This window comes from Pseudomonas sp. PDM05 (assembly GCF_014851685.1).
Lineage (GTDB): Bacteria > Pseudomonadota > Gammaproteobacteria > Pseudomonadales > Pseudomonadaceae > Aquipseudomonas.
The window spans coordinates 472753-493001 of record NZ_JACVAC010000004.1 but is presented as its reverse complement, the minus strand read 5'-3'; the positions used below and the strand labels follow the sequence as shown (position 1 = coordinate 493001).

The 20249-nt window shown below is 60.7% G+C and carries 15 protein-coding genes and 2 rRNA genes; 9 read left to right on the top strand and 8 right to left on the bottom strand.

What is annotated here, in order from left to right; translation table 11 throughout:
* Positions 1 to 203: 203 nt before the first annotated feature.
* Both rrf (IB241_RS12005) and rrf (IB241_RS12000) read left to right on the top strand, forming a co-directional pair.
* Positions 204 to 319, top strand: a 5S ribosomal RNA gene (gene rrf / locus IB241_RS12005).
* A 109-nt stretch (positions 320 to 428) separates the two neighbouring features.
* Positions 429 to 544, top strand: a 5S ribosomal RNA gene (rrf, locus tag IB241_RS12000).
* Between the two features lie 72 nt (positions 545 to 616).
* Here rrf (IB241_RS12000) and IB241_RS11995 read toward each other — a convergent pair.
* The 3 genes from IB241_RS11995 to IB241_RS11985 form a co-directional block, all read right to left on the bottom strand.
* Entirely contained in the window at positions 617 to 3103 is a 2487-nt protein-coding gene (locus IB241_RS11995) for a TonB-dependent siderophore receptor (protein WP_192298590.1), read from the bottom strand.
* Positions 3104 to 3196: 93 nt separating this feature from the next.
* Complete coding sequence (locus IB241_RS11990) at positions 3197 to 4171, bottom strand: FecR domain-containing protein (RefSeq protein WP_192298589.1); 975 nt, start codon at positions 4169 to 4171, stop codon at positions 3197 to 3199.
* Between the two features lie 5 nt (positions 4172 to 4176).
* Positions 4177 to 4692 carry a sigma-70 family RNA polymerase sigma factor gene (locus tag IB241_RS11985; protein WP_192298588.1) on the bottom strand — a complete coding sequence of 172 codons (516 nt, stop codon included), beginning with the start codon at positions 4690 to 4692 and terminating at the stop codon, positions 4177 to 4179.
* A 280-nt stretch (positions 4693 to 4972) separates the two neighbouring features.
* Here IB241_RS11985 and IB241_RS11980 point away from each other — a divergent pair, with 280 nt between their 5' ends.
* On the top strand, positions 4973 to 6853 hold the full coding sequence (locus IB241_RS11980; RefSeq protein WP_192298587.1) for a methyl-accepting chemotaxis protein: 1881 nt from the start codon (positions 4973 to 4975) through the stop codon (positions 6851 to 6853).
* Positions 6854 to 6890: 37 nt separating this feature from the next.
* On the opposite strand, the gene IB241_RS11975 is transcribed toward IB241_RS11980, so the two are convergent.
* The 5 genes from IB241_RS11975 to IB241_RS11955 form a co-directional block, all read right to left on the bottom strand.
* Positions 6891 to 7349: an SRPBCC family protein gene (locus IB241_RS11975; protein ID WP_192298586.1), complete on the bottom strand. Its 459-nt coding sequence runs from the start codon at positions 7347 to 7349 to the stop codon at positions 6891 to 6893.
* A 20-nt stretch (positions 7350 to 7369) separates the two neighbouring features.
* Complete coding sequence (locus tag IB241_RS11970; protein ID WP_192298585.1) at positions 7370 to 10747, bottom strand: amino acid adenylation domain-containing protein; 3378 nt, start codon at positions 10745 to 10747, stop codon at positions 7370 to 7372.
* A complete protein-coding gene (locus IB241_RS11965; protein WP_192298584.1) occupies positions 10744 to 11691 on the bottom strand; it encodes a diiron oxygenase in 948 nt (315 codons plus the stop codon). The genes IB241_RS11970 and IB241_RS11965 overlap by 4 nt, the downstream gene beginning before the upstream one ends.
* Entirely contained in the window at positions 11688 to 12446 is a 759-nt protein-coding gene (locus IB241_RS11960; RefSeq protein ID WP_192298583.1) for a DUF3050 domain-containing protein, read from the bottom strand. Before IB241_RS11960 ends, IB241_RS11965 begins: the two co-directional genes overlap by 4 nt.
* Positions 12447 to 12795: 349 nt before the next feature.
* Positions 12796 to 13506, bottom strand: a complete 711-nt coding sequence (locus tag IB241_RS11955; protein WP_192298582.1) for a GntR family transcriptional regulator — start codon at positions 13504 to 13506, stop codon at positions 12796 to 12798.
* Between the two features lie 332 nt (positions 13507 to 13838).
* Between IB241_RS11955 and IB241_RS11950 the strand changes: the two genes are divergently transcribed.
* From IB241_RS11950 to IB241_RS11925, 6 genes are all read left to right on the top strand, one after another.
* Positions 13839 to 14732: a TauD/TfdA dioxygenase family protein gene (locus IB241_RS11950; RefSeq protein WP_192298581.1), complete on the top strand. Its 894-nt coding sequence runs from the start codon at positions 13839 to 13841 to the stop codon at positions 14730 to 14732.
* Between the two features lie 14 nt (positions 14733 to 14746).
* Positions 14747 to 15772 carry an ABC transporter substrate-binding protein gene (locus tag IB241_RS11945; protein ID WP_192298580.1) on the top strand — a complete coding sequence of 342 codons (1026 nt, stop codon included), beginning with the start codon at positions 14747 to 14749 and terminating at the stop codon, positions 15770 to 15772.
* Between the two features lies 1 nt (position 15773).
* A complete protein-coding gene (locus tag IB241_RS11940; protein WP_192298579.1) occupies positions 15774 to 16625 on the top strand; it encodes an ABC transporter ATP-binding protein in 852 nt (283 codons plus the stop codon).
* A 13-nt stretch (positions 16626 to 16638) separates the two neighbouring features.
* Positions 16639 to 17487, top strand: coding sequence for an ABC transporter permease (locus IB241_RS11935; protein WP_192298578.1), 849 nt, complete (start codon positions 16639 to 16641; stop codon positions 17485 to 17487).
* Between the two features lie 53 nt (positions 17488 to 17540).
* Positions 17541 to 18461: a LysR family transcriptional regulator gene (locus tag IB241_RS11930; protein WP_192298577.1), complete on the top strand. Its 921-nt coding sequence runs from the start codon at positions 17541 to 17543 to the stop codon at positions 18459 to 18461.
* A gap of 245 nt (positions 18462 to 18706) precedes the next feature.
* On the top strand, positions 18707 to 20242 hold the full coding sequence (locus IB241_RS11925; RefSeq protein WP_192298576.1) for an MFS transporter: 1536 nt from the start codon (positions 18707 to 18709) through the stop codon (positions 20240 to 20242).
* Positions 20243 to 20249: the final 7 nt, after the last annotated feature.

Here is a 20249-nt window from a genome sequence, read left to right as displayed (position 1 = left end):
AGCGCTGTGAGGCGTTGAGCTAACCAATACTAATTGCCCGTGAGGCTTGACCATATAACACCCAAGCAATTTGCGTCGAAAGGCCAGATTGCGGTGTGTGAAGACGAAATGAACCGAAAGTTCGACGCTCACAAAACACCGAAAGCTATCACATACCCAATTTGCTGAAGCGAGGCATAAGCCACGACTCAGTACCCGAATTTCTTGACGACCATAGAGCATTGGAACCACCTGATCCCATCCCGAACTCAGCAGTGAAACGATGCATCGCCGATGGTAGTGTGGGGTTTCCCCATGTGAGAGTAGGTCATCGTCAAGATTAAATTCCAAAGCCCCTGTTTGCTAACGCAAACAGGGGTTTTGTTTATGTAGAAGTCCATGAATTTCACTGGCACGTTGCTAACGCAACGGTCCGGTACACAGAATTTCTTGACGACCATAGAGCATTGGAACCACCTGATCCCATCCCGAACTCAGCAGTGAAACGATGCATCGCCGATGGTAGTGTGGGGTTTCCCCATGTGAGAGTAGGTCATCGTCAAGATTGAATTCCGAAACCCCTGTCTGCTAACGCAGACAGGGGTTTTGTCGTTTAAGGGCCTTGAACCGTAACGGATCAGAACTGATAGCTGACTGTCGCGCTCACATTGCGCTCTTCCCCCAGGTAACAGAAGTTCAGGCTGGCACACGACGCCACGTACGTCTCATTGGTCAGATTGTTGGCATTGATCCGTACATCCACGCCCTTCAATCCGATCTTGCCCAGGTCATACCCCACCGAAGCATCAAGCAAGGTATAGGACGGGACTTTCATCGTGTTTTCCGCATCCGCCCAGCTATAGCCCACATACCGCACGCCACCCCCGAGTCGCAATCCGTCCAGGGCTCCACTATTGAATGCGTAGTCAGCCCACACCGATGCCATGTGGCGAGGTGCCTGGGTCGGAGAGTTACCCTCGTTCTCGATCAGATTGTCAGCCGTACTCAAAGTACTCACCATCGACTTCGTGTATTTGATGTCAGTGAAGGTATAACTGCCCAACAGCTTCAGGTTTTCGCTCACTTGCATGTGTGCTTCCAGCTCAAGCCCCTGGGAGCGAACAGCACCTACAGCACGATAGAAGTTCTCCTGCGGTAGTTTGGTCGCCAGATTCTCCTGATCGATGCGAAACCACGACGCGGTAAACAGGTTGTCTGTACCCGGCGGCTGATACTTGAGCCCCACCTCCCACTGCGTCCCGTCAGTAGGCGCAAGCGGGTTACCTGCGCTATCGGAATAGGAGTTGGGATTGAAGGATTCGGAATAGCTGACGTAGGGCGCCAGGCCGTTATCAAACAGATACAACGCACCTGCACGCCCAGTCAGCTTGGTCCGTTTATCACTGATTTGCGTGCCTGCCTGCCGCCCGGTCTCAGCGACTCGGTTCTCGTCGGAAGTCTCTACCCAGTCCTGGCGCAGCCCGAGGGAAAACCGCCATTTATCCATTTCGACCAAGTCTTGCAGATAGACACCGGTCTGCTCCAGCCGTCGTAGGTAGCTGGTCGGGCTGTAATAGCTGATCGCCGAATTACCATAAACAGGGCTGAACGCATCGATCGGTTGCAGCGATCCGCTAGTCCAGTCCACTACGGTTTTACGTCGCTGATAATCCGCCCCCATCAATACGGTCTGCTTGATTGCGCCGGTAAAAAACTCCGCCTGTAGCATGTTGTCGACGATGAACGCATGCAGCTTCTCGTCCCCTCCGGAGTAGTAGCGGTTCAGCTCGTTGCCGGTCGGCGTGCTCCAACCATAGGCGTAGACCTGATCCAGCCGCACCTTGGAGTCCAGATAGCGAAAGTTCTGCCGCGCAGTGAAGACATCATTGAAGCGATGTTCAAATTGATACCCAAACGACTGCTGATCACGCTTATAGCCGTCGAGCCCAGGTTCACCTTCGAAGAAATGGCTGGAGATTCGCTGGCCGTTACGTTGATGCAACGCACCATCTGCCGGCATGCCCCCGTGATAGCCCCCATCAGGGTCGTGCTGTAGGTACGCTTGGAGTACAAGCGACGTATCATCGGTGAAGTCGATACTCACGGTCGGTGCGAGTGCAAAGCGCTTTTCTTTGGCGTGGTCAAACTGGGTGTCGGACTTATCCGTCAAACCTGTCAGTCGGTAGGCAATGCGCTTGTCGTCATCCACAGGCCCACTGAAGTCAAACCCCATGCCTCGTTGCCCGTTGCTTCCTACAGTCGCTTGTACTTGATGATAGGGCTCGAACAACGGCTTCTTACTGGTCAGTGCCACCAGCCCGCCCGGCGAACTGCGCCCGTACAGCACCGAAGACGGGCCTTTGAGAATATCCACTCGCTCGAGGAAATACGGATCAACCTGCATCGTGCTGTAGGTGCCGCTGTCGCCCATGGACTTGAGCCCGTCCAGGTAAATGTTGTCTACCGAGCCGTCGTTGAAGCCGCGCATTGCCACGTAGTCGTACCGGTGTGTCGCCCCATAGGGGTTGGTCAATACGCCCGGTGTGTAACGCATGGCCTGGGCTACCGTCTGGGAGCCCTGGTCGTCCATCTGCTCGCGCGTGACCACCGAGACGGTTTGCGAGGTCTCGAGCAAAGCGGCGCTGGTTTTGGTCGCAATCTGGCTGTGAGTCGCGTTGTAGCCTTCCATGCTGCCCAGGGCATTACCCAGCGCAAAGCCCTTGATGTCGGTGGTTGGCAGGGTAAGTGCGCTATCTTCCGGCGTCACTTGCACTGTGAAGCTGACGTCATCCTCGGAAACCGCCTGCAACCCAGAACCACGGAGCAAAAGATTCAGGCCGTCTCTGGCCGAATAGTCGCCGCGCAGTCCTGCCGAATGCAGGCCCTGGGTGTGCTCAGGTGTGCTGGAAAGCATGATGCCGGCCTGTCGGGCAAACTGATTCAGCACCTCGGTCAGTGGGCCTGCGGAGATCTCATAGCGTTGATGGGGGCGTTCGGCACTCGCGTCTGCGGCCATGGCAGTGAAGGGCAATACGTGTAGGCCCATCGCTGTCGATAGCAGCGCCACACGTACGGCTTTACTCAGCAATGAATAGGAAGAATTACAGGGAAAACGCACAGTCATGGTCAAGGTCCGTAGAGGCCGGTGAGGGCAGATTGAAAGGCTTACTGTCTAAGCCGGACTCACGGAAAAAAGCCGCCAAAATAACTTTGAAGTTCAGGCTGATCGATCCAGGCTCACCCACCAGCGGGTGCGGTAGCGCAATTGAACCGGCAGCGTTTGCGGCAGGATCGCCAACAATTTATCGGTGTCCTCTAAACGGAAAACGCCCGATAGCCGCAAATCGGCGATGTCTGCCGAGCAACCCAGGTAGCCATGACGATAACGCCCGACTTCTGCCAGGAAAGCGTCGAGGCGCATGCCGCGTGTCACGATCAGTCCATCGGCCCAGGCGCCAATATCCATGTCCAAAGGCGCGGCGGGGATAGCTTCGGTCTGACGCACGAGGTAGCTTTCTCCTGCGTGCACCTGGGTCGACAGCCCTTTTGCCCCATGCGGTGAATGAATAGCCACATTGCCGCTGACCACGCTCAACCGCGTGCAGGCACTGTCCTGTCGAACGGCGAAGCGGCCGTCGATGCCTTCGAACAAGCCATGCCGCGTTTGCACCAGCAAAGGCGTCGACCGAACTGCGCTGCACGTCACCAGGGCCTCCCCACGTACCAGCGTGATCAATCGCTGCTGCGGGTTGAAATGCAGGTCCACGGCGCTGTCGGTATTGAGTTGCAAGCGAGTTCCGTCGGGCAATTGCACGCTACGGCGTTCGCCGGTGGCAGTCGCGAGGTCGCAGGTCCAGCGTTGCCAACCCGTCAGATCCCGGCTTACCCACGCCGCCGTACCCACCAGCAGCACGCCAGACAACACCTTCAGCGCCTGTCGTCGGCCCAAGCCCTGTGCGCTGTTTTCCAGCGCCGCATGCGCCCCTGGAATCGCCGCCAGTTGGCCACTCAATTCCTGCTGCAACGCCTGCACCCGCTGCCAGGCCAACTCGTGGTCGCCGTGGGCCCCACGCCAGTCTGCACATTGCGCGCGCAGCTTTGGATTGGCGCGGTTGTTGCGCAAGCGCAGCGACCAGTGGATGGCTTGCTTGACCGCCTCGGGACTGGGGCTTGGGCGCACCGCGTTGTTCATCGGCGTCACGTTTCATACCGCAGCACATAGCAGTGGTACAGCGCCTGCGCAACGTAACGCTCGACGGACCGCAGCGACACGCCCATCTGCTGCGCAATCTGCTTGTAAGTCAGTCCATCGCACTGCGCCAGCAGAAATGCCTTGCGTACCTTTGGCTTCAGTCCTTCAAGCAGTCGAGCAACTTCTTCCAACAACTCCAGCACCAGCGCACGGGCTTCAGCGCTGGGCGCCAATCCCTCGGGCAGATGGGCGATGGACTCAAGGTAAGCCCGTTCGATTTCTTCGCGGCGCCAGTGATCAATCACCAGGCCGCGGGCGATAGTGCGTAAAAACGCACGCGGCGTCTTGAGTTCAAAACGCTCGGTCTTCTGCAGCAGACGCACAAAGGTGTCCTGCGCCAGGTCGGCAGCATCCGCGGCATTGCCCAAACGCCCGCGCAGCCAGGAGTTCAGCCAGTTGTGATGGGTGCGGTAAAGCGTCTGCACGACACTTTCACACGGGATGTACTCGGAGGATGCCATTCACACGGGCTCGGCCAAACGTTACAAATGATAATTAGTCGCATTTTTTGGGAGGCTGAAAAAATTTGCAACTCTGATCCCTGTACGGCAACCGCCTGTCGGTTTCCTACATAAAATGAGGAAACACCTTACAGCGGCCTAAGTTTTACCCTGATTTGGCCGAAAGCCTGATGAGCCATGCGTGCACCGAAATAGAGCGGCTACAAAGACGATCTATGCCGCAACATGGAATGCTCCACTCGGCACGCTAACCCCCCTTTGGCAAAAAGAAGTCGATGAAATGAATCTCAAGTTCAGTCATAAAATTCTGTTGGCCGCGTCAGGCGTCGTGGTTTTAGCGTTCGCGTTATTCACGCTCTACAACGACTACCTGCAGCGCAGCACCATCAAGCAAAACCTGGAGTCGTCTATCCAGCAATCCGGTGAACTCACGGCCAGCAGCGTGCAAAACTGGCTCAGCGGGCGAATTCTGGTGCTCGAAAACCTTACGCAAAACATCGCGCACCAAGGCGCGGGGGCTGACCTTCCGGGCCTGGTCGATCAACCGGCCTTCACTTCGAACTTCCAGTTCACCTACGTCGGCCAAACCAACGGCGTATTCACCCAGCGCCCTGATGCCAAGATGCCCGACGACTACGACCCTCGTCAGCGCCCTTGGTACAAGCAGGCTGTAGCCGCCGGTAAACCCATGCTCACGCCGCCATATATGGCCGCCGTGGGTGGGCAGATCGTGACCATCGCCATGCCGGTGAAAAAGAACGGTGAATTGCTCGGTGTGGTTGGCGGCGACTTGAGCCTGCAAACCCTGGTGAAGATCATCAACTCGGTGGATTTCGGCGGCATCGGCCACGCATTCCTGGTCAGCGGTGACGGTCAGGTGATCGTCAGCCCGGACCAGGACCAGGTGATGAAAAACCTCAAGGACATCTACCCGGGCGCCCAACTGCGCATCGAGAAGCTCAACCAGGACGTGGTGCTCAACGGTCAGGATCGCATCCTGTCGTTCACCCCGATCAGCGGCTTGCCTGGTGCTGACTGGTACATCGGTCTGTCGATCGACAAAGACAAGGCCTACGCACCTCTGGGCAAATTCCGCACCTCCGCGTTGATTGCGATGCTGATTGCCGTAGTGGCGATTGCCGTGCTCTTGAGCCTGTTGATCCAAGTGTTGCTGCGACCCCTGACCACCATGGGCGTTGCCATGCAGGACATCGCCCAGGGCGAGGGCGACCTGACCCGCCGCCTGGCCGTGACCAGCAAAGACGAGTTTGGCGAGGTCGGCAGTGCGTTCAACCAGTTCGTCGAGCGTATCCACGCGTCCATCTCCGAAGTGTCATCGGCGACGCGCCAGGTACATGACTTGTCCCAGCGCGTGATGGCCTCGTCCAACGCGTCGATCATCGGTTCCGACGAGCAAAGCGCCCGCACCAACAGCGTGGCGGCGGCGATCAACGAACTGGGGGCCGCCACCCAGGAAATCGCGCGCAACGCCGCCGATGCTTCGCAGCATGCCAGCGGTGCCAGTGAACAGGCCGACGATGGACGCAAAGTGGTGGAGCAAACCATCCTGGCGATGTCGGAACTCTCGCAAAAGATCAGCCTGTCCTGCACGCAGATCGAAACCCTGAATGCGAGCACCGACAACATCGGCCACATTCTTGATGTGATCAAAGGCATCTCCCAGCAGACCAACCTGCTCGCGCTCAACGCCGCAATCGAAGCCGCCCGTGCCGGTGAAGCCGGGCGTGGGTTTGCCGTGGTTGCCGACGAGGTGCGTAACCTCGCGCACCGTACCCAGGAGTCGGCCGAAGAGATCCACAAGATGATCACCTCGCTGCAAGTGGGCTCGCGTGAAGCGGTGACCACCATGAACGCCAGCCAGATTTCCAGCGAAGAAAGCGTCGAAGTGGCCAACCAGGCCGGTGAGCGCCTGGTCAGCGTGACGCAGCGGATTGTCGAGATCGACGGCATGAACCAATCGGTCGCAGCTGCCACCGAAGAGCAGACCGCCGTAGTGGAAACCCTCAACGTCGACATCAACCAGATCAACCTGCTGAACCAGCAAGGCGTGAGCAATCTCAACGAAACGTTGAAGGATTGCGACGCGTTGTCCCAGCAGGCCAGTCGCTTGAAGCAACTGGTCGATAGCTTCAAGATCTGACGATGTGCGCAGGAGCGAGTGTTCTCGCTCCTGCCGCTCAGTCGAGCATCCGCCGTACGTTCTCCAGGGCGCTGTCGGCAAACGTCTGCACAAACTGCTCAAACCCCGCCTGCGCCGCATCTACCGGCTCGGCAACAATGGTCCAGGTCGCCCTGGCACATCGCTCGCCCAGTGTTTCCACACGCATTGACGCCCACAGCCTGGCGATTCCCAACGTGTTGTAGAGGGCGGTCCAGGTCATGTACATGGCGTCGTCGTCACGGCTGTTGAGTTGCTCGACGACGCAGTGCCCATCGCGGAAAAATTTCGTACGCAATGCGCCGATGCCCTCGCCGGTCATCGTAATGTGCGAGAGGGCAGGAATGAACTTATCGAAGCCTGCGAACTGACCTACCACGCCCCACAGCCGGGTGGCTTGGCAGGCGACTACCACCGAGGCCACCAGCGGTGTGCTGTCGGGGTTGCGGATCAATGTATCGGGTTGCAGCGGTTTCATGGGGGATGTCCTGGTAGGGTTCAGAGAAAGCCGGTGGCCTTGAGGTAGTCGCAACCCTTGCGCAACAACGCCGGGCTTTTTTCGGGGTACTGCGCGTGCATGGCCTGCACCCCCCGGCGCGCGTTGTCGTGATGGATCATCGAGGTGTCGCCGATGTCTTCCCCCAGGCCTTCCAGGTAAAAACCCAGCACACCGAACAACGCGTTGTCGGCGCTCACGGTGTGCAGCGCGTGCTGCCAGCAGGCCACGCTGACACGCTCGAACCGGAAGCCGGCGAGGCTGAAGGCATCGAGATAGTGGTCCCAGCTCAGGGGCTGCGGGTTATGCAGGTTGAACACGTTTCGCCCGCACTCAAATCGGCCGCAGTGGAACGCGAGAAAACGCGCGAAAAAATCCACCGGCATCAAGTCATAGTTCACCGCCAGGCGCGGCAGCAAACCCAATTGCAGCGAGCCCTTGAGCATCAACATCAGGCGGTTCTTCTGGGGTTGGCACACCCCGTTGCGACTGTTGAAACTGATGTTTCCCGGGCGATGAATATTCACCCAGGCGCCTTGCGCCACCGCGCGGCCGATCAGGCGCTCGGCAACCCATTTGGACAGGTTGTAACCGTTCTTGATGTACAGCGGCAGGCTGCTCGCGGCGGGCGCTTCGAGGATGTGTCCTGCGGCGTCCATAGCGCTGCATGCCGAAAGCGTCGAGATGAAATTGCACACCTTCTTGCTCCCGGTTTCACACAGGCGCAGGCATTCCAGCACGGGTTCGACGTTATCCCCGGCCAGTGCGCCGTAGTCCAGCACATGGTTGACCTGCGCGGCGTTGTGTACCAGTGCACCAAAGCCCCTGGCGAGCTCGTTGTACACCGCGTCGTCCAGGCCTAATCGCGGCTGGCTGATGTCGGCGGGGTATACCCGCACCCGGCTCAGGTCGAGGTGTTCCAAGCGGTATTCGCAAAGGGCCTGGTTGAAGCGTTGCAGGGCCGAATGCCCCGGCAGTTCGCGCACCAGGCACGCCACCTGCGTGGCACCACCGGCCAGCAACGCCTCGACGATATGCACGCCGATAAAACTGTTGGCGCCGGTAACGATGATCTTGCGGCAGTCGCCCGCACGGTCCTCGGCCAGCATCCGCACCGACACGCTCCGTTGCGCATCGCGCACGGCCTGGCCGGACGGTGCGCAGGGCAGCACGTCATCTGCCATCAGCAACGCGAGCGTGCGAATCGTCGGCACTTCGAAGAAACGGTTCAATGCCAGGCTGCGCCCAAACCGTTCGCGGATGCGCAGCAACAACGTCGAGAGCAGAATCGAATGGCCGCCGAGGTTGAAGAAGCTGTCGTCGATCGACAACTGCGCCACGGGCACTTGCAACAGTTCGCTCCACAGATCTGCCAGCTGCGTTTGTAGAGGTGTTTGCGCGGGTTGGTCCGAGCCGATCGACGTGGTTTGAACCGGCAAGCCCAGTAACGCCTGGCGGTCGACCTTACCGTTGCTGGCGTACGGCAGGCTTGGCAACTGCGTCCACACGTCCGGTTGCAGATAACCCGGCAGCCACTGCCGTGCGTGCTGTTTGAGTGCGCACAGTGTGGCACCGGGTTCCGGCCGGGCGACAACGCCACGGATTCTCTGTTCGGCATCCACCACCACCGCCACCTGGCGGTACAACCGGCTGTCGCGCAGGCATTGCTCCACCTCCTGCGGTTCGACCCGGAAGCCGCGGATCTTCACCTGCCCGTCGCGTCGGCCACCGAGGACGATACCGTCAGCGGTCCACTGCGCCAGGTCTCCACTGCGATACGCCCGCACAGCCTGGCCGTCGGGCAGCGCCAGGGTCACGAAAGGGTTATCGCTCGATTGCGCGGCATCCACATACCCCAGGCTTACCCCAGGACCGACGATGTACAACTCGCCCATCACCTGTTCGTCCACCGGTTGCAGGTCGTCGTCGAGGATCAGTACCTGGCTGTTGGCAATGGGACAGCCCACGTTGCAATTGCTGTCCCCCGCTTGCAGCCGCCGATGGGTGACCAGCACCGTGGCTTCGGTGGGGCCGTAGAGGTTGTGCAATTGGCACTGGCCAGCCAACCGCTCGATCACGTGGGGCTCGCAGACTTCACCGCCGGTCAGCAGGTGTTGCAGGCCCAGGGGCAGATCGGGCGGCAGGAGGCTGAGCACCGCCGGCGGTAGGAACCCATGGCTGACGCGTTGCTCGCGGATCAGTGCGACCAACTGATGGGGGTCCAGCCGTTGCGCCTCGTTGGGCACGATCAACTGCGCGCCGGCGATCAGGCTGGGGAAAATATCCATCAGCGAAGCGTCGAACCCCAGTGAGGCGAACTGCAGCACGCGACTCTCTTCACTCAGCGCCATGCGAGTGGTGAACCATGTTGTGAAATGTGCGAGGTTGCCTTGGCTGAGCAATACGCCCTTGGGGCGGCCGCTGGTGCCTGAGGTGAACAGCACCATGCAGGGCGCATCCAGATTGGGGCGCTGCAGCAGCAACGATTGCGTGGTGTCGATGCCCGCGTCGCCGGCGCGGCTCACATCCAGCGCAATCAACTGCCCGCGCAGCGGGTGCCGGCCGTCGTCGAGCAACACCTTGGCCCCAGCGCTTTCCAGCAGGGCCTGCTGGCGCTGTGGCGGATGCTCCGGTGCCAGCGGCAGGTACACCGCGCCACAGCCCAGCAGCGCAAGCAGGCTCCCATAGAGCGCCGCGGATTTCTCCAGGCACACGCCGACCACTGCCGGTGCTTCGAGATCGGCCAGCAGTGGCCTCAACTGCTGCTGGATCGCCAATGCCTGACGGTGCAATTGCCGATAAGTCAGCACCTCGCCCGCGATATTCAGGGCCGGCCGCCCGGCGAAGGTCCGCAGGCTGGCCTGCAACCGTTCGATCATCGGCACCTGGGCGGCTTGGCGCAGCGTTGGGTCAGCGGTGCGATTGAACCTGTGCATGAATGCCAGCGCGTCCAGGCCTTGCAAGCCCTGTTCCGGCCAACGGTTGGCGCAGGTTGGCTGGGCAAGGTACCCAGGGTCGCGGGCAAGACCGCTGACGTGCAGGGCAACCCATTGCGCCAGCGTGTCCGTCGCCTGTCGATGCAAGCGCTGGCCGTTACCACTGGGCTCTTCGGGCACTTCCTGGGTCGCCAGCAACCGCTGTTCACGGTCATAGCTGCGCAGTTGCAGGGCGGGCAGGCCGGATTCGTTCAGCGGGCCAACGCCCACGCGCAGGCTTAGCCGCGGCGCGTGCGCCAGGTGTGTCGGCAGCGGTTGGCTGCCGTCTTCGATCAACAGATCGGCCAACTCATGCCCAGGCCCATGACCGTACTGCTCGACCCATTGCCTCACGGCCTCCAGCGCTTTGCTCACACCGACCCAGCCAATCATCAGGCGTCTCATCGCGGGCTCCTGGCGCACGGCAGGTAGTCGCCCAGCGCCTGGGCCACGCTGGGCGTCTGCAGCAAACCACTGCGGTGCAGGAACCCCATGATGTTGCCGACCAGCGGGTGTTGGCGGGTAATCGGGAACACCAGCGCGTTTATTTCATCGCGCAGGGCGTGGCGCACGCTCGCGTCAACGTCCAGGTGTTCGATCAGTTGCAGGTCAAAGCGCTGCTGCAGGTCGTTGGTCAGGTAGTGCGCCAGGAACGTGGGCAGGATGTGGGCGATGGCGTCACGGTCGGCTGCGCTTGCCGCCTGCCAGTAGAGGCGCACCAGGCGTGTCCAGAACTGCGCGTGGCGGCCTTCGTCGCACAGATGATCGGCCATCAAGCCACGGACGGAGGCCTTGATGCTGTGGTCCTTGGCGAACGCCGCCACATCATGGGTGATGGTATTTTCGGCGATGGCTACGCCGATCAGTTCCACGGCATCGCGCAAGTGAGCCGGGGCCAAGGCCTGCGCCAGGGGCAGGGCGCGGCTCAGTTCGATCTGTGACGGCAGCTCGAGCGGCTGGAGGCCGGTCATTGTCACGGCCTGCTGGAGGAAATCCAGTGCGACCAGGGCGTGATAGTCCTCATCCACCACCACCGTCATCGCGTCGTAGCGGCAGGCGGGCGGGAAGGGCAGCGAGAAGCGGTTCTTGGCAATGCTGCGTGCGGTCTTGTCGACGATCTCGGTCTCGAAAATCACCACGTCGTTGATGTATTTGTAGAAGCTCTGGGTCAGCACGAAATCGCGCCACTGCGGGCACTGTTCGGTAAAGGTTGCACTGAGCGCCAGTGGCTGGCGCGCCAGCGGGTAGATCAGTTTGTCGTCGTCTTCCAGCATGCGGCGCGGGCGGGTGCGGATGGTGGCTTGGCGTTCCCAGTCTTCGGCAGCGCTGTGGTAGTCGCTGAAGTTCATGGATGTGCCTCCTGCAATGAAGCATGTATGTCGTCCCACAGCGCAATGCGGCTGTTGACCACATCCAGGGCGGTATCCTCGGTTTGCTGCTGGCGCTGGGGGTCTGCGCCGGTCAGGCGTTGCAGCAAACGCAGGGCTCCCGGTTCGTGGTCCTGGGAGTCCAGCTCGATATGACGGCGCAGATACTGGCTCAGGGTGGGCGCCTGGCGGCTGATGATTTCACTGCCCCGCAGCAAGCGTTCGAACATGGCCGGGATGACACTCTCCCGGCCATGCAGGAACGCCGCGGCCACACAATGGGTCGGCGCGTTCAGCGCGATGTGCAAGGTAGCTGCAACAAAGCGCGCCACCCCCGGCAGGACGTTGATCCGCTGCAGCGCGGTACCGGCGTCCACGCCCTGGCGTTGCAGGGTAATGAAGGTATCGATCGCGACGGTGCTGGCGCCGACTTCGACCATGGCGTCCCGGTACAGCTCAAAATGGCTGCAATGACCGCGCTCGGGGTGCTGGTCCGACTCCTCGCTCAACACGATCTCATTGATCAGTCGTGCCGCTTCGGGGTCGGTCGGTGGGAGCCAGGGTAGCCGGGTGCACGTCAGGTCCCGTTGCAGGCGCTTGGTGAGGGTCATGAAGTCCCAGACCGCGAATACATGGCTTTGCATGAAAAGTTGTAACTTGCTGAGTGAATTGATTTCGATAAATAACGGATGACTGCACAGCCGTAACTTTTTTTGTTCCAGCGAAACTTGATGCATGGTTGATGCCTATGAGTTGTTGCAACTGCGGTGACAGCAGTGGTGGCTATTCTTTTACAGACGAGAGTGGCGTTGATAACGCGTAAACAAACCGTATACGGCACCGGCTAGTGCGCACGCTGGCACGGCCGGCTGGAGTGTTTGGTTTATTCGAAAGATAATAAGCCGATTAAACACTTGGATGAGCTTATGAATGTATGAGATGTTTTTTCGGGAAATTACTTGGCGTGGGTAACTTGCAGGGTTAAATGTGGGAAACTTCCCGGTTGGTTGCGGGCTTAATTAAGTTTATGGGTTTAGTTGCGGGGCATCCTTAATTGGGAAGTTGCCCCGCACGGCGTTGACCCAACTAGCGTGGGTCTTTCTTGCTGGCGGCATCAAGACCGGCCAGGTAAGTGGTGATCACTTCCATGCCTCGGGTCAGGTGATTGCGCAGCGTCAGCACGCTTTCGTCAACTTTCTTCTGCGTCACCAGGCTCAGCAGTTCACGGTGATCTTCCTGGGACGTCTCGCCCAGCCCCATCGCCTCAAGGTTGAAACGCAGGAAGCGCTCTTCCTCGTTCAAACCGTGTTCCACCAACGTAAGCAGGCGCTGATTGGGGGCCTTGCCATACAGCGCCATGTGGAACAGGCGATTGAGGCGGCCCATCTCGCAATAGTCTTTTTCCTGCTCCAGGGCACTGATGCAGGCGTCTGCCTCGGCGATGTCAGCCTCGGTGAGCAACGGGATCGACAAGCGCAGCGCTTCAGACTCCAGCAGCATGCGCAGGGCGTAGGTCTCCGCCGAATTGTCTTCGATCAATGGCGCCACCACGGCACCCTTGTGCGTCACCACATGCAGCAATGATTGGGCTTCGAGCTGACGCAAGGCCTCGCGCACCGGCATGCGGCTGACCCCGAACAGGCTGGCCAGCTCTTGCTGGCGCATGGCAGTACCACAAGGCAATCGGCCATCAAGGATCGCATTACGCAAGGTTTCTTCAATCACGGAGCGGGCAAGATGGGCGGGAATGGGTCCGCTGACTTTGATACTGCTCAAAGGGTTCGGCTTCTGCGTCACGACTACGCTGTCCTCCTTATTAGAATGGGTTGAAACAATTGGATCCAAAGAACACTAGAGACTGCCCAATGGCTTGTCAAACAGGCAAGATTTGCGGCTTGTAAGTGGCTAAACATGCGGTTCCAGGCGCCCACATCAAGGATTTGCAGCGTCTTACACGCCCGCGTCATAGTGCTATGAACTGAACGCGGCGTCGCCCTCGTTTATGCCTTGACCGCCATACGGCAAGGAGTTGTCCCGCTGGATTGCGCATATGCATATTCGCTAACGGTATTTAAAATGCAGTTCTTATATCTATAAAGTCATTTCCCTGTCTGACCGGGAGTGACCTCATGTCCGCCACCTCTACTGTTCCAACAGCGACCTCCACCGCCCAAGCTTTCGAGATTCGCCCACTGCCCGGTAGCGTCGGCGCCGAGATCATCGGCCTGGACCTGGCCCGACCTGTCAGCGACGAAGATTTCGCCCGCATCCACCGCGCGCACCTGGACCACCACGTCGTGGTGTTTCGTGACCAACGCATCACCCCCGAACAACAGATCGCCTTCAGCCGCCGCTTCGGCGTGTTGCAGATCCACGTGCTCAAACAGTTCCTGCTGGCCAACCACCCGGAAATCCTGATCGTCTCCAACATCATCGAAAACGGCCAATCCATCGGCCTGGGGGACGCGGGCAAGTTCTGGCACTCGGACCTGTCCTATAAAGAACTGCCGAGCCTGGGCTCGATGCTGCACGCCCAGGAACTGCCCGCCGAAGGCGGCGACACGCTGTTCGCCGACATGCACAAAGCCTGGGACCAACTGCCCGCGCACCTGCGCCAAGCCGTCGAAGGCCGCAGTGCCGCGCACTCCTACACGGCGCGTTACAGCGAGAGCAAATTCGAAGGCAACTGGCGTCCCACCCTGACCCCCGAGCAACTCGCTCAGGTTGCCGAAGTGGTCCACCCGATCGTGCGCACCCACCCGGAAAACGGCCGTAAGGCGCTGTTCGTCAGTGAAGGCTTCACCACCCGCATTGTCGGCCTGCCGGAAGACGAAAGCCGCGACCTGCTGGCCCAGCTCTACACCCACAGCGTGCTGGCGCAGAACATCTATCGCCATCAATGGCAGCCCCACGACCTGGTGTTCTGGGACAACCGCTCGCTGATCCACCTGGCCGCCGGTTGCCCGAGCCACCTGCGCCGCAAACTCTTTCGCACCACCATCCAGGGCGACGCGCCTTTCTGATCCGGAGTATGACCATGTCCAGGAAAATTCCATTTGCACGCCTGGCCGCGACCGTCGGCCTGGGTGTCAGCCTGTTGGCCGGCAGCCTCGTTGCACCGGCGGCAGCGCAGGCTGAAGGCGAGATCCGCATCGCCGAGCAGTTCGGCATCGTCTACCTGTTGCTCAACGTGGTGCGCGACCAGAACCTGATCGAGAAATACGGCAAGCAGGAAGGCATCGACATCAAGGTCGACTGGACCCAACTGTCCGGTGGCGCGGCGGTCAACGACGCGTTGCTGTCCGGCTCCATCGATATTGCCGGTGCCGGCACCGGCCCGCTGCTGACCATCTGGGACCGCACCCGCGGCAAGCAGAACGTCAAGGCTGTCGCCTCCCTTGGCAACTTCCCCTACTACCTGGTGAGCAACAATCCCAAGGTCAAGACCATCGCCGACTTCACCGACAAAGACCGCATCGCCGTTCCGGCGGTAGGCGTTTCCGTGCAATCACGCTTCCTGCAATACGCCGCCGCCAAGCAGTGGGGCGACAAGGAATTCAACCGCCTCGACAAATACACCGTCGCCGTTCCGCACCCTGACGCCACCGCCGCATTGATCGCCGGCGGCACCGAACTGACCGGGCACTTTTCCAACCCGCCGTTCCAGGACCAGGCCCTGACCAACCCCAACGTACACGTGGTGCTGAACACCTACGACCTGCTCGGCCCGAACTCGCCGACCGTGCTGTTCGCCACCGAGAAATTCCGCAACGACAACCCGAAAACCTACAAGGCCTTTATCGACGCACTGACCGAAGCCGCGCAGTTCGCCCAGAACGACAAAGGCGCAGCGGCCGACACCTACATCCGCGTGACCAAGGCCAAGATCGACCGCGCCGAGTTGCTGAAAATCATCGACAACCCACAGTTCGAATTCAGCATCACGCCGAAAAACACCTACCCGCTGGCGGAGTTCCTCTACCGCGTCGGCGCCATCAAGAACAAGCCTGAATCGTGGAAGGACTACTTCTTCCAGGACGCCAAGCCGTTGCAAGGAAGTTGAGATGAACGCGCTCTTGCAAGGCCACACGGCCAGCAACCTGCACACCCCCTTGCCGTTGCTGGCGGTGGATAACGTCAGCCTGGAATACCGCACGCCCGAGCGCGTGGTGCGCGCCACTCACCAGGTCAGTTTCGAGATCGATCCGGCCGACCGCTATGTGCTGCTCGGCCCGTCGGGTTGCGGCAAGTCCACATTGCTCAAGTCCATTGGCGGGTTTATCAAACCCTGCGAAGGCGAGATCCGCCTGCTCGGGCAAAAGGTCGAACAACCGGGCCCGGACCGCATCGTGGTGTTCCAGGAGTTCGACCAGTTGCCGCCGTGGAAAACCGTCAAGCAGAACGTAATGTTCCCGCTGCTGGCGTCCAAGACCTTGAAGCGCGCCGAAGCCGAAGACCGTGCGCTGCACTACCTCGATAAAGTCGGCCTCACCGCCTTTGCCGACGCGTATCCCCACACCCTGTCCGGCGGCATGAAAGCCCGCGTGGCCATCGCCCGTGCGCTGGCCATGCAGCCGAAAATCCTGTTGATGGACGAGCCCTTCGCCGCCCTCGACGCCCTGACCCGGCGCAAGATGCAGGAAGAATTGCTGCTGCTCTGGGAAGAGGTGCGCTTCACCCTGCTGTTCGTCACCCACTCCATCGAAGAAGCGCTGGTGGTGGGCAATCGCATCCTGTTGCTGTCGCCGCATCCGGGGCGCGTGCGTGCCGAAATCCACAGCCATCAATACGACCTGCACAGCCTTGGCGGCGTGGAATTCCAGCACTCGGCGCGGCGGATTCATCGCCTGTTGTTCGATGAAGCCACCGAGGCCGAGCCCGAGCTGGGTTTTGCTGACATCCGCATCGCCTACTAAGGGGGCATTTCTCATGCGCCAGGAATACGAAATACACCTCGAACCCTTGCTCAGCGTCCCGGTGGAGCGCGAGCTGCCTCTGCGCCAACGCCTGTGGCAACAAGGCTGGTTGCGCAAGGGCCTGATCCTGATCGTGCTGGCGATCCTCTGGGAAGGCGTCGCACGCTACCAGAACAACGACCTGCTGCTGCCGAGCTTCCTGCAGACCTTCCACGCGCTCTACGACGGCCTGCTCAGCGGCGAATTGTTGAGCAAGGTGAGCATCTCGCTGGTGGTGCTGATCAAGGGCTACCTGATCGGCATCGTGCTGGCATTTGCCCTGACCACATTGGCGGTCTCGACCCAACTGGGCCGCGACTTGCTCAGCACCCTGACCTCGATGTTCAACCCGTTGCCGGCGATTGCCCTGTTGCCGCTGGCGCTGCTGTGGTTCGGCCTGGGGCAGAACAGCCTGATCTTTGTGCTGGTGCATTCGGTGTTGTGGGCGTTGGCGCTGAACACCTATTCGGGGTTTCTCGGCGTGTCCGAAACCCTGCGCATGGCGGGGCGCAACTACGGCCTCAAGGGCATGCGCTTCGTATTGTTCATCCTGATTCCGGCGGCGCTGCCGTCGATCCTCGCCGGCCTCAAGATCGGCTGGGCATTTGCCTGGCGCACGCTGATCGCTGCCGAGCTGGTGTTCGGTGCAACCAGCGGCAAGGGCGGGTTGGGCTGGTACATCTTCCAGAACCGCAACGAGCTCTACACCGACAAGGTGTTTGCCGGGCTGGCGGTGGTGATCCTGATCGGCCTGCTTGTGGAGAACCTGGTGTTCGACACCTTCGAGCGGCTCACCGTGAAGCGTTGGGGCATGCAACGCTGATCACCTGTTACGATTGCAGCCCATTCACGCCTTAGTCATCACGAGTGCTTGGCATGCAACTACCGGACATGAACCTGCTGGTCGCCCTCGACGCCTTGCTCGACGAGGGCAGCGTGGTCGGCGCCGCGCGCCGCATGAACCTCAGCCCGGCGGCCATGAGCCGCACCCTTACGCGCATTCGCGAAGCGGTCGGCGATCCGGTGCTGGTGCGCGCCGGGCGCGGCCTGGTGCCGACGCCCAAGGCGTTGCAGTTGCAAGCCCAGGTGCGCAACGTGGTGGAACAGGCGGCGCTGCTGTTTCGTTCGGCGGACCAGGTCGACTTGAGTACCTTGCGCCGCCGCTTCAGTGTGCGGGCCAACGACTTTTTTATCGGCGTGTATGGCGGTCGCCTGTTCGACACCATGGAACGCGTGGCGCCGCTGTGCGAGCTGTGCTTCGTGCCCGAGGGCGACACCGACGACGAAGCGCTGCGCGAAGGGCGCCTGGACCTGCGCGTCAGCAACACCATGCCCTCCAGCCCCGAAGTGAAGGTGCAGAACCTGTTCTCCACCACCTTCGTCGGCCTGGCACGACAAGACCACCCGCTGTTCGATGAAGAAATCACCGCCGCGCGTTTTGCCAGCTACTCCCACATCAGCATTTCGCGACGCGGCATCGCCCGTGGGCCGATTGATACCGCGCTGAACGCCCAGGGCCTGGAGCGCCGCGTGGCGATGATCGCGCCGGGTTTTCACGGTGCGATGTTCATGCTGCCCGACTCCGACCTGATCCTGCCGGTGCCCAAGGAGGCCCTCTACAGCGCCAATCGCCTGAAGTTGCCGCTGCGCGCGTTTGCGTTGCCGATCTCTCTGCCGACCCTGGTGTTAGCGCAATCCTGGCACCCACGCTTCGACAAGGACCCGGCGCACAAATGGCTGCGCGAGACCCTGCGCGAGAGCTGTCACGCCACCTGGCTGGAAGCCCAACCCACCTAAAGTGAACTCGGTTCAAAATGTGGGAGCGGGCTTGCTCGCGAAGGCGGTGGATCAGTCATATATGTGCTGACTGACACGCCGCATTCGCGAGCAAGCCCGCTCCCACACAAGCCAGCTCCCACAGGAATTCGTGTTGGGATTTAGAGTTGCGTCTGGTGCACTTATAACCTGCCGACATGTAACTTTTTGTCATGGATTAGCCTGATTAAACTGCTCGGGTATTGATCATTCCGAGTTTCCCGTTCATGACTTCCCTCGCTGCCCCCACCCTCGCGGCTGCAGCCAAACCCGCCAGCATCAGCCCGCCCGTGTTCGGCCCGCGCATCATCCTCGGCCTGGTCGGCGTGTTGCTGGCCGTGCTGGTGTCCGGTCTCAACGAGATGGTCACCAAGGTCGCCCTCGCCGACATCCGCGGTGCGCTGTACATCGGCTTTGACGAAGGCACCTGGCTGGTTGCCGCCTACACCGCCACGTCAGTCGCGGCCATGGCCTTCGCACCCTGGTGTTCGGTGACGTTTTCCCTGCGCCGTTTCACCCTGTGCGCCATCGGCCTGTTCACCGTGCTGGGCATCCTGTGCCCGTTCGCGCCGAACTACGAAAGCCTGTTGGTGCTGCGCACCGTGCAAGGCCTGGCCGGTGGAGCATTGCCGCCCATGCTGATGACCGTCGCGCTGCGCTTCCTGCCGGCCAACGTCAAGCTCTACGGCCTGGCCGGCTACGCGCTTACCGCCACTTTCGGCCCAAGCCTGGGCACGCCGTTGGCGGCGTTGTGGACCGAATACGTCGGCTGGCAATGGGCGTTCTGGCAGATCGTCGCGCCGTGTCTGCTGGCAATGGCCGCCGTGGCCTACGGTTTGCCGCAGGACCCGCTGCGCCTGGAGCGCTTCAAGCAATTCAACTGGCGCGGCCTGCTGCTGGGTTTTCCGGCGATCTGCATGCTGGTGATCGGCATTCTCCAGGGCAATCGCCTGGATTGGTTCGAGTCGGGCCTGATCACCTTCCTGCTGAGCGGCGGCACGCTCTTGCTGGTGCTGTTCATGCTCAATGAATGGTCGCACCCGATGCCGTTCTTCAAGCTGCAGATGCTCGGCCTGCGCAACCTGGCGTTTGCCCTGATCGTGTTGGCCGGCGTGCTGATGGTGCTGACCTCGGTGATCATCATTCCGTCGAGTTTCCTCGCCCAGGTCCAGGGTTATCGCCCGCTGCAGACCGCGCCGGTGATGCTGCTGATGGCGCTGCCGCAACTGATCGCGCTGCCGCTGGTGGCGGCGTTGTGCAACCTGCGCTGGGTTGATTGCCGCTGGGTACTGGGCATCGGCCTAGGCATGCTGGTGCTGTGTTGCCTGGGCAGTTCGCAGCTGACTTCGCAATGGATTCGCGATGATTTCTACGGGCTGTACCTGCTGCAAATCTTCGGGCAACCGATGGCCGTGCTGCCGCTGCTGATGCTGTCCACCGGCAGTATCCAGCCGATGGACGGGCCGTTCGCCTCGGCCTGGTTCAACACGGTCAAAGGCCTGGCCGCCGTGATTGCCACGGGTGTGCTCGACACACTGACCACCCAGCGCCTGCACTTGCACTCGACCATGCTGGTCGACCGCCTGGGCAACTCGCCCCTGGTCGACGGCGACGCACCGGGCCTGGCGCACCGCCTGCACGAGCAGGCCGTGGTGCTGACCTCTTCGGATCTGTATGTCGTCATGGCCGCGGTCGCGGTGGCGTTGATCCTGCTGATTTTCTGGATGCCCACGCGGATCTTCCCGCCCCGTGCACCGACTTGATTAAAGG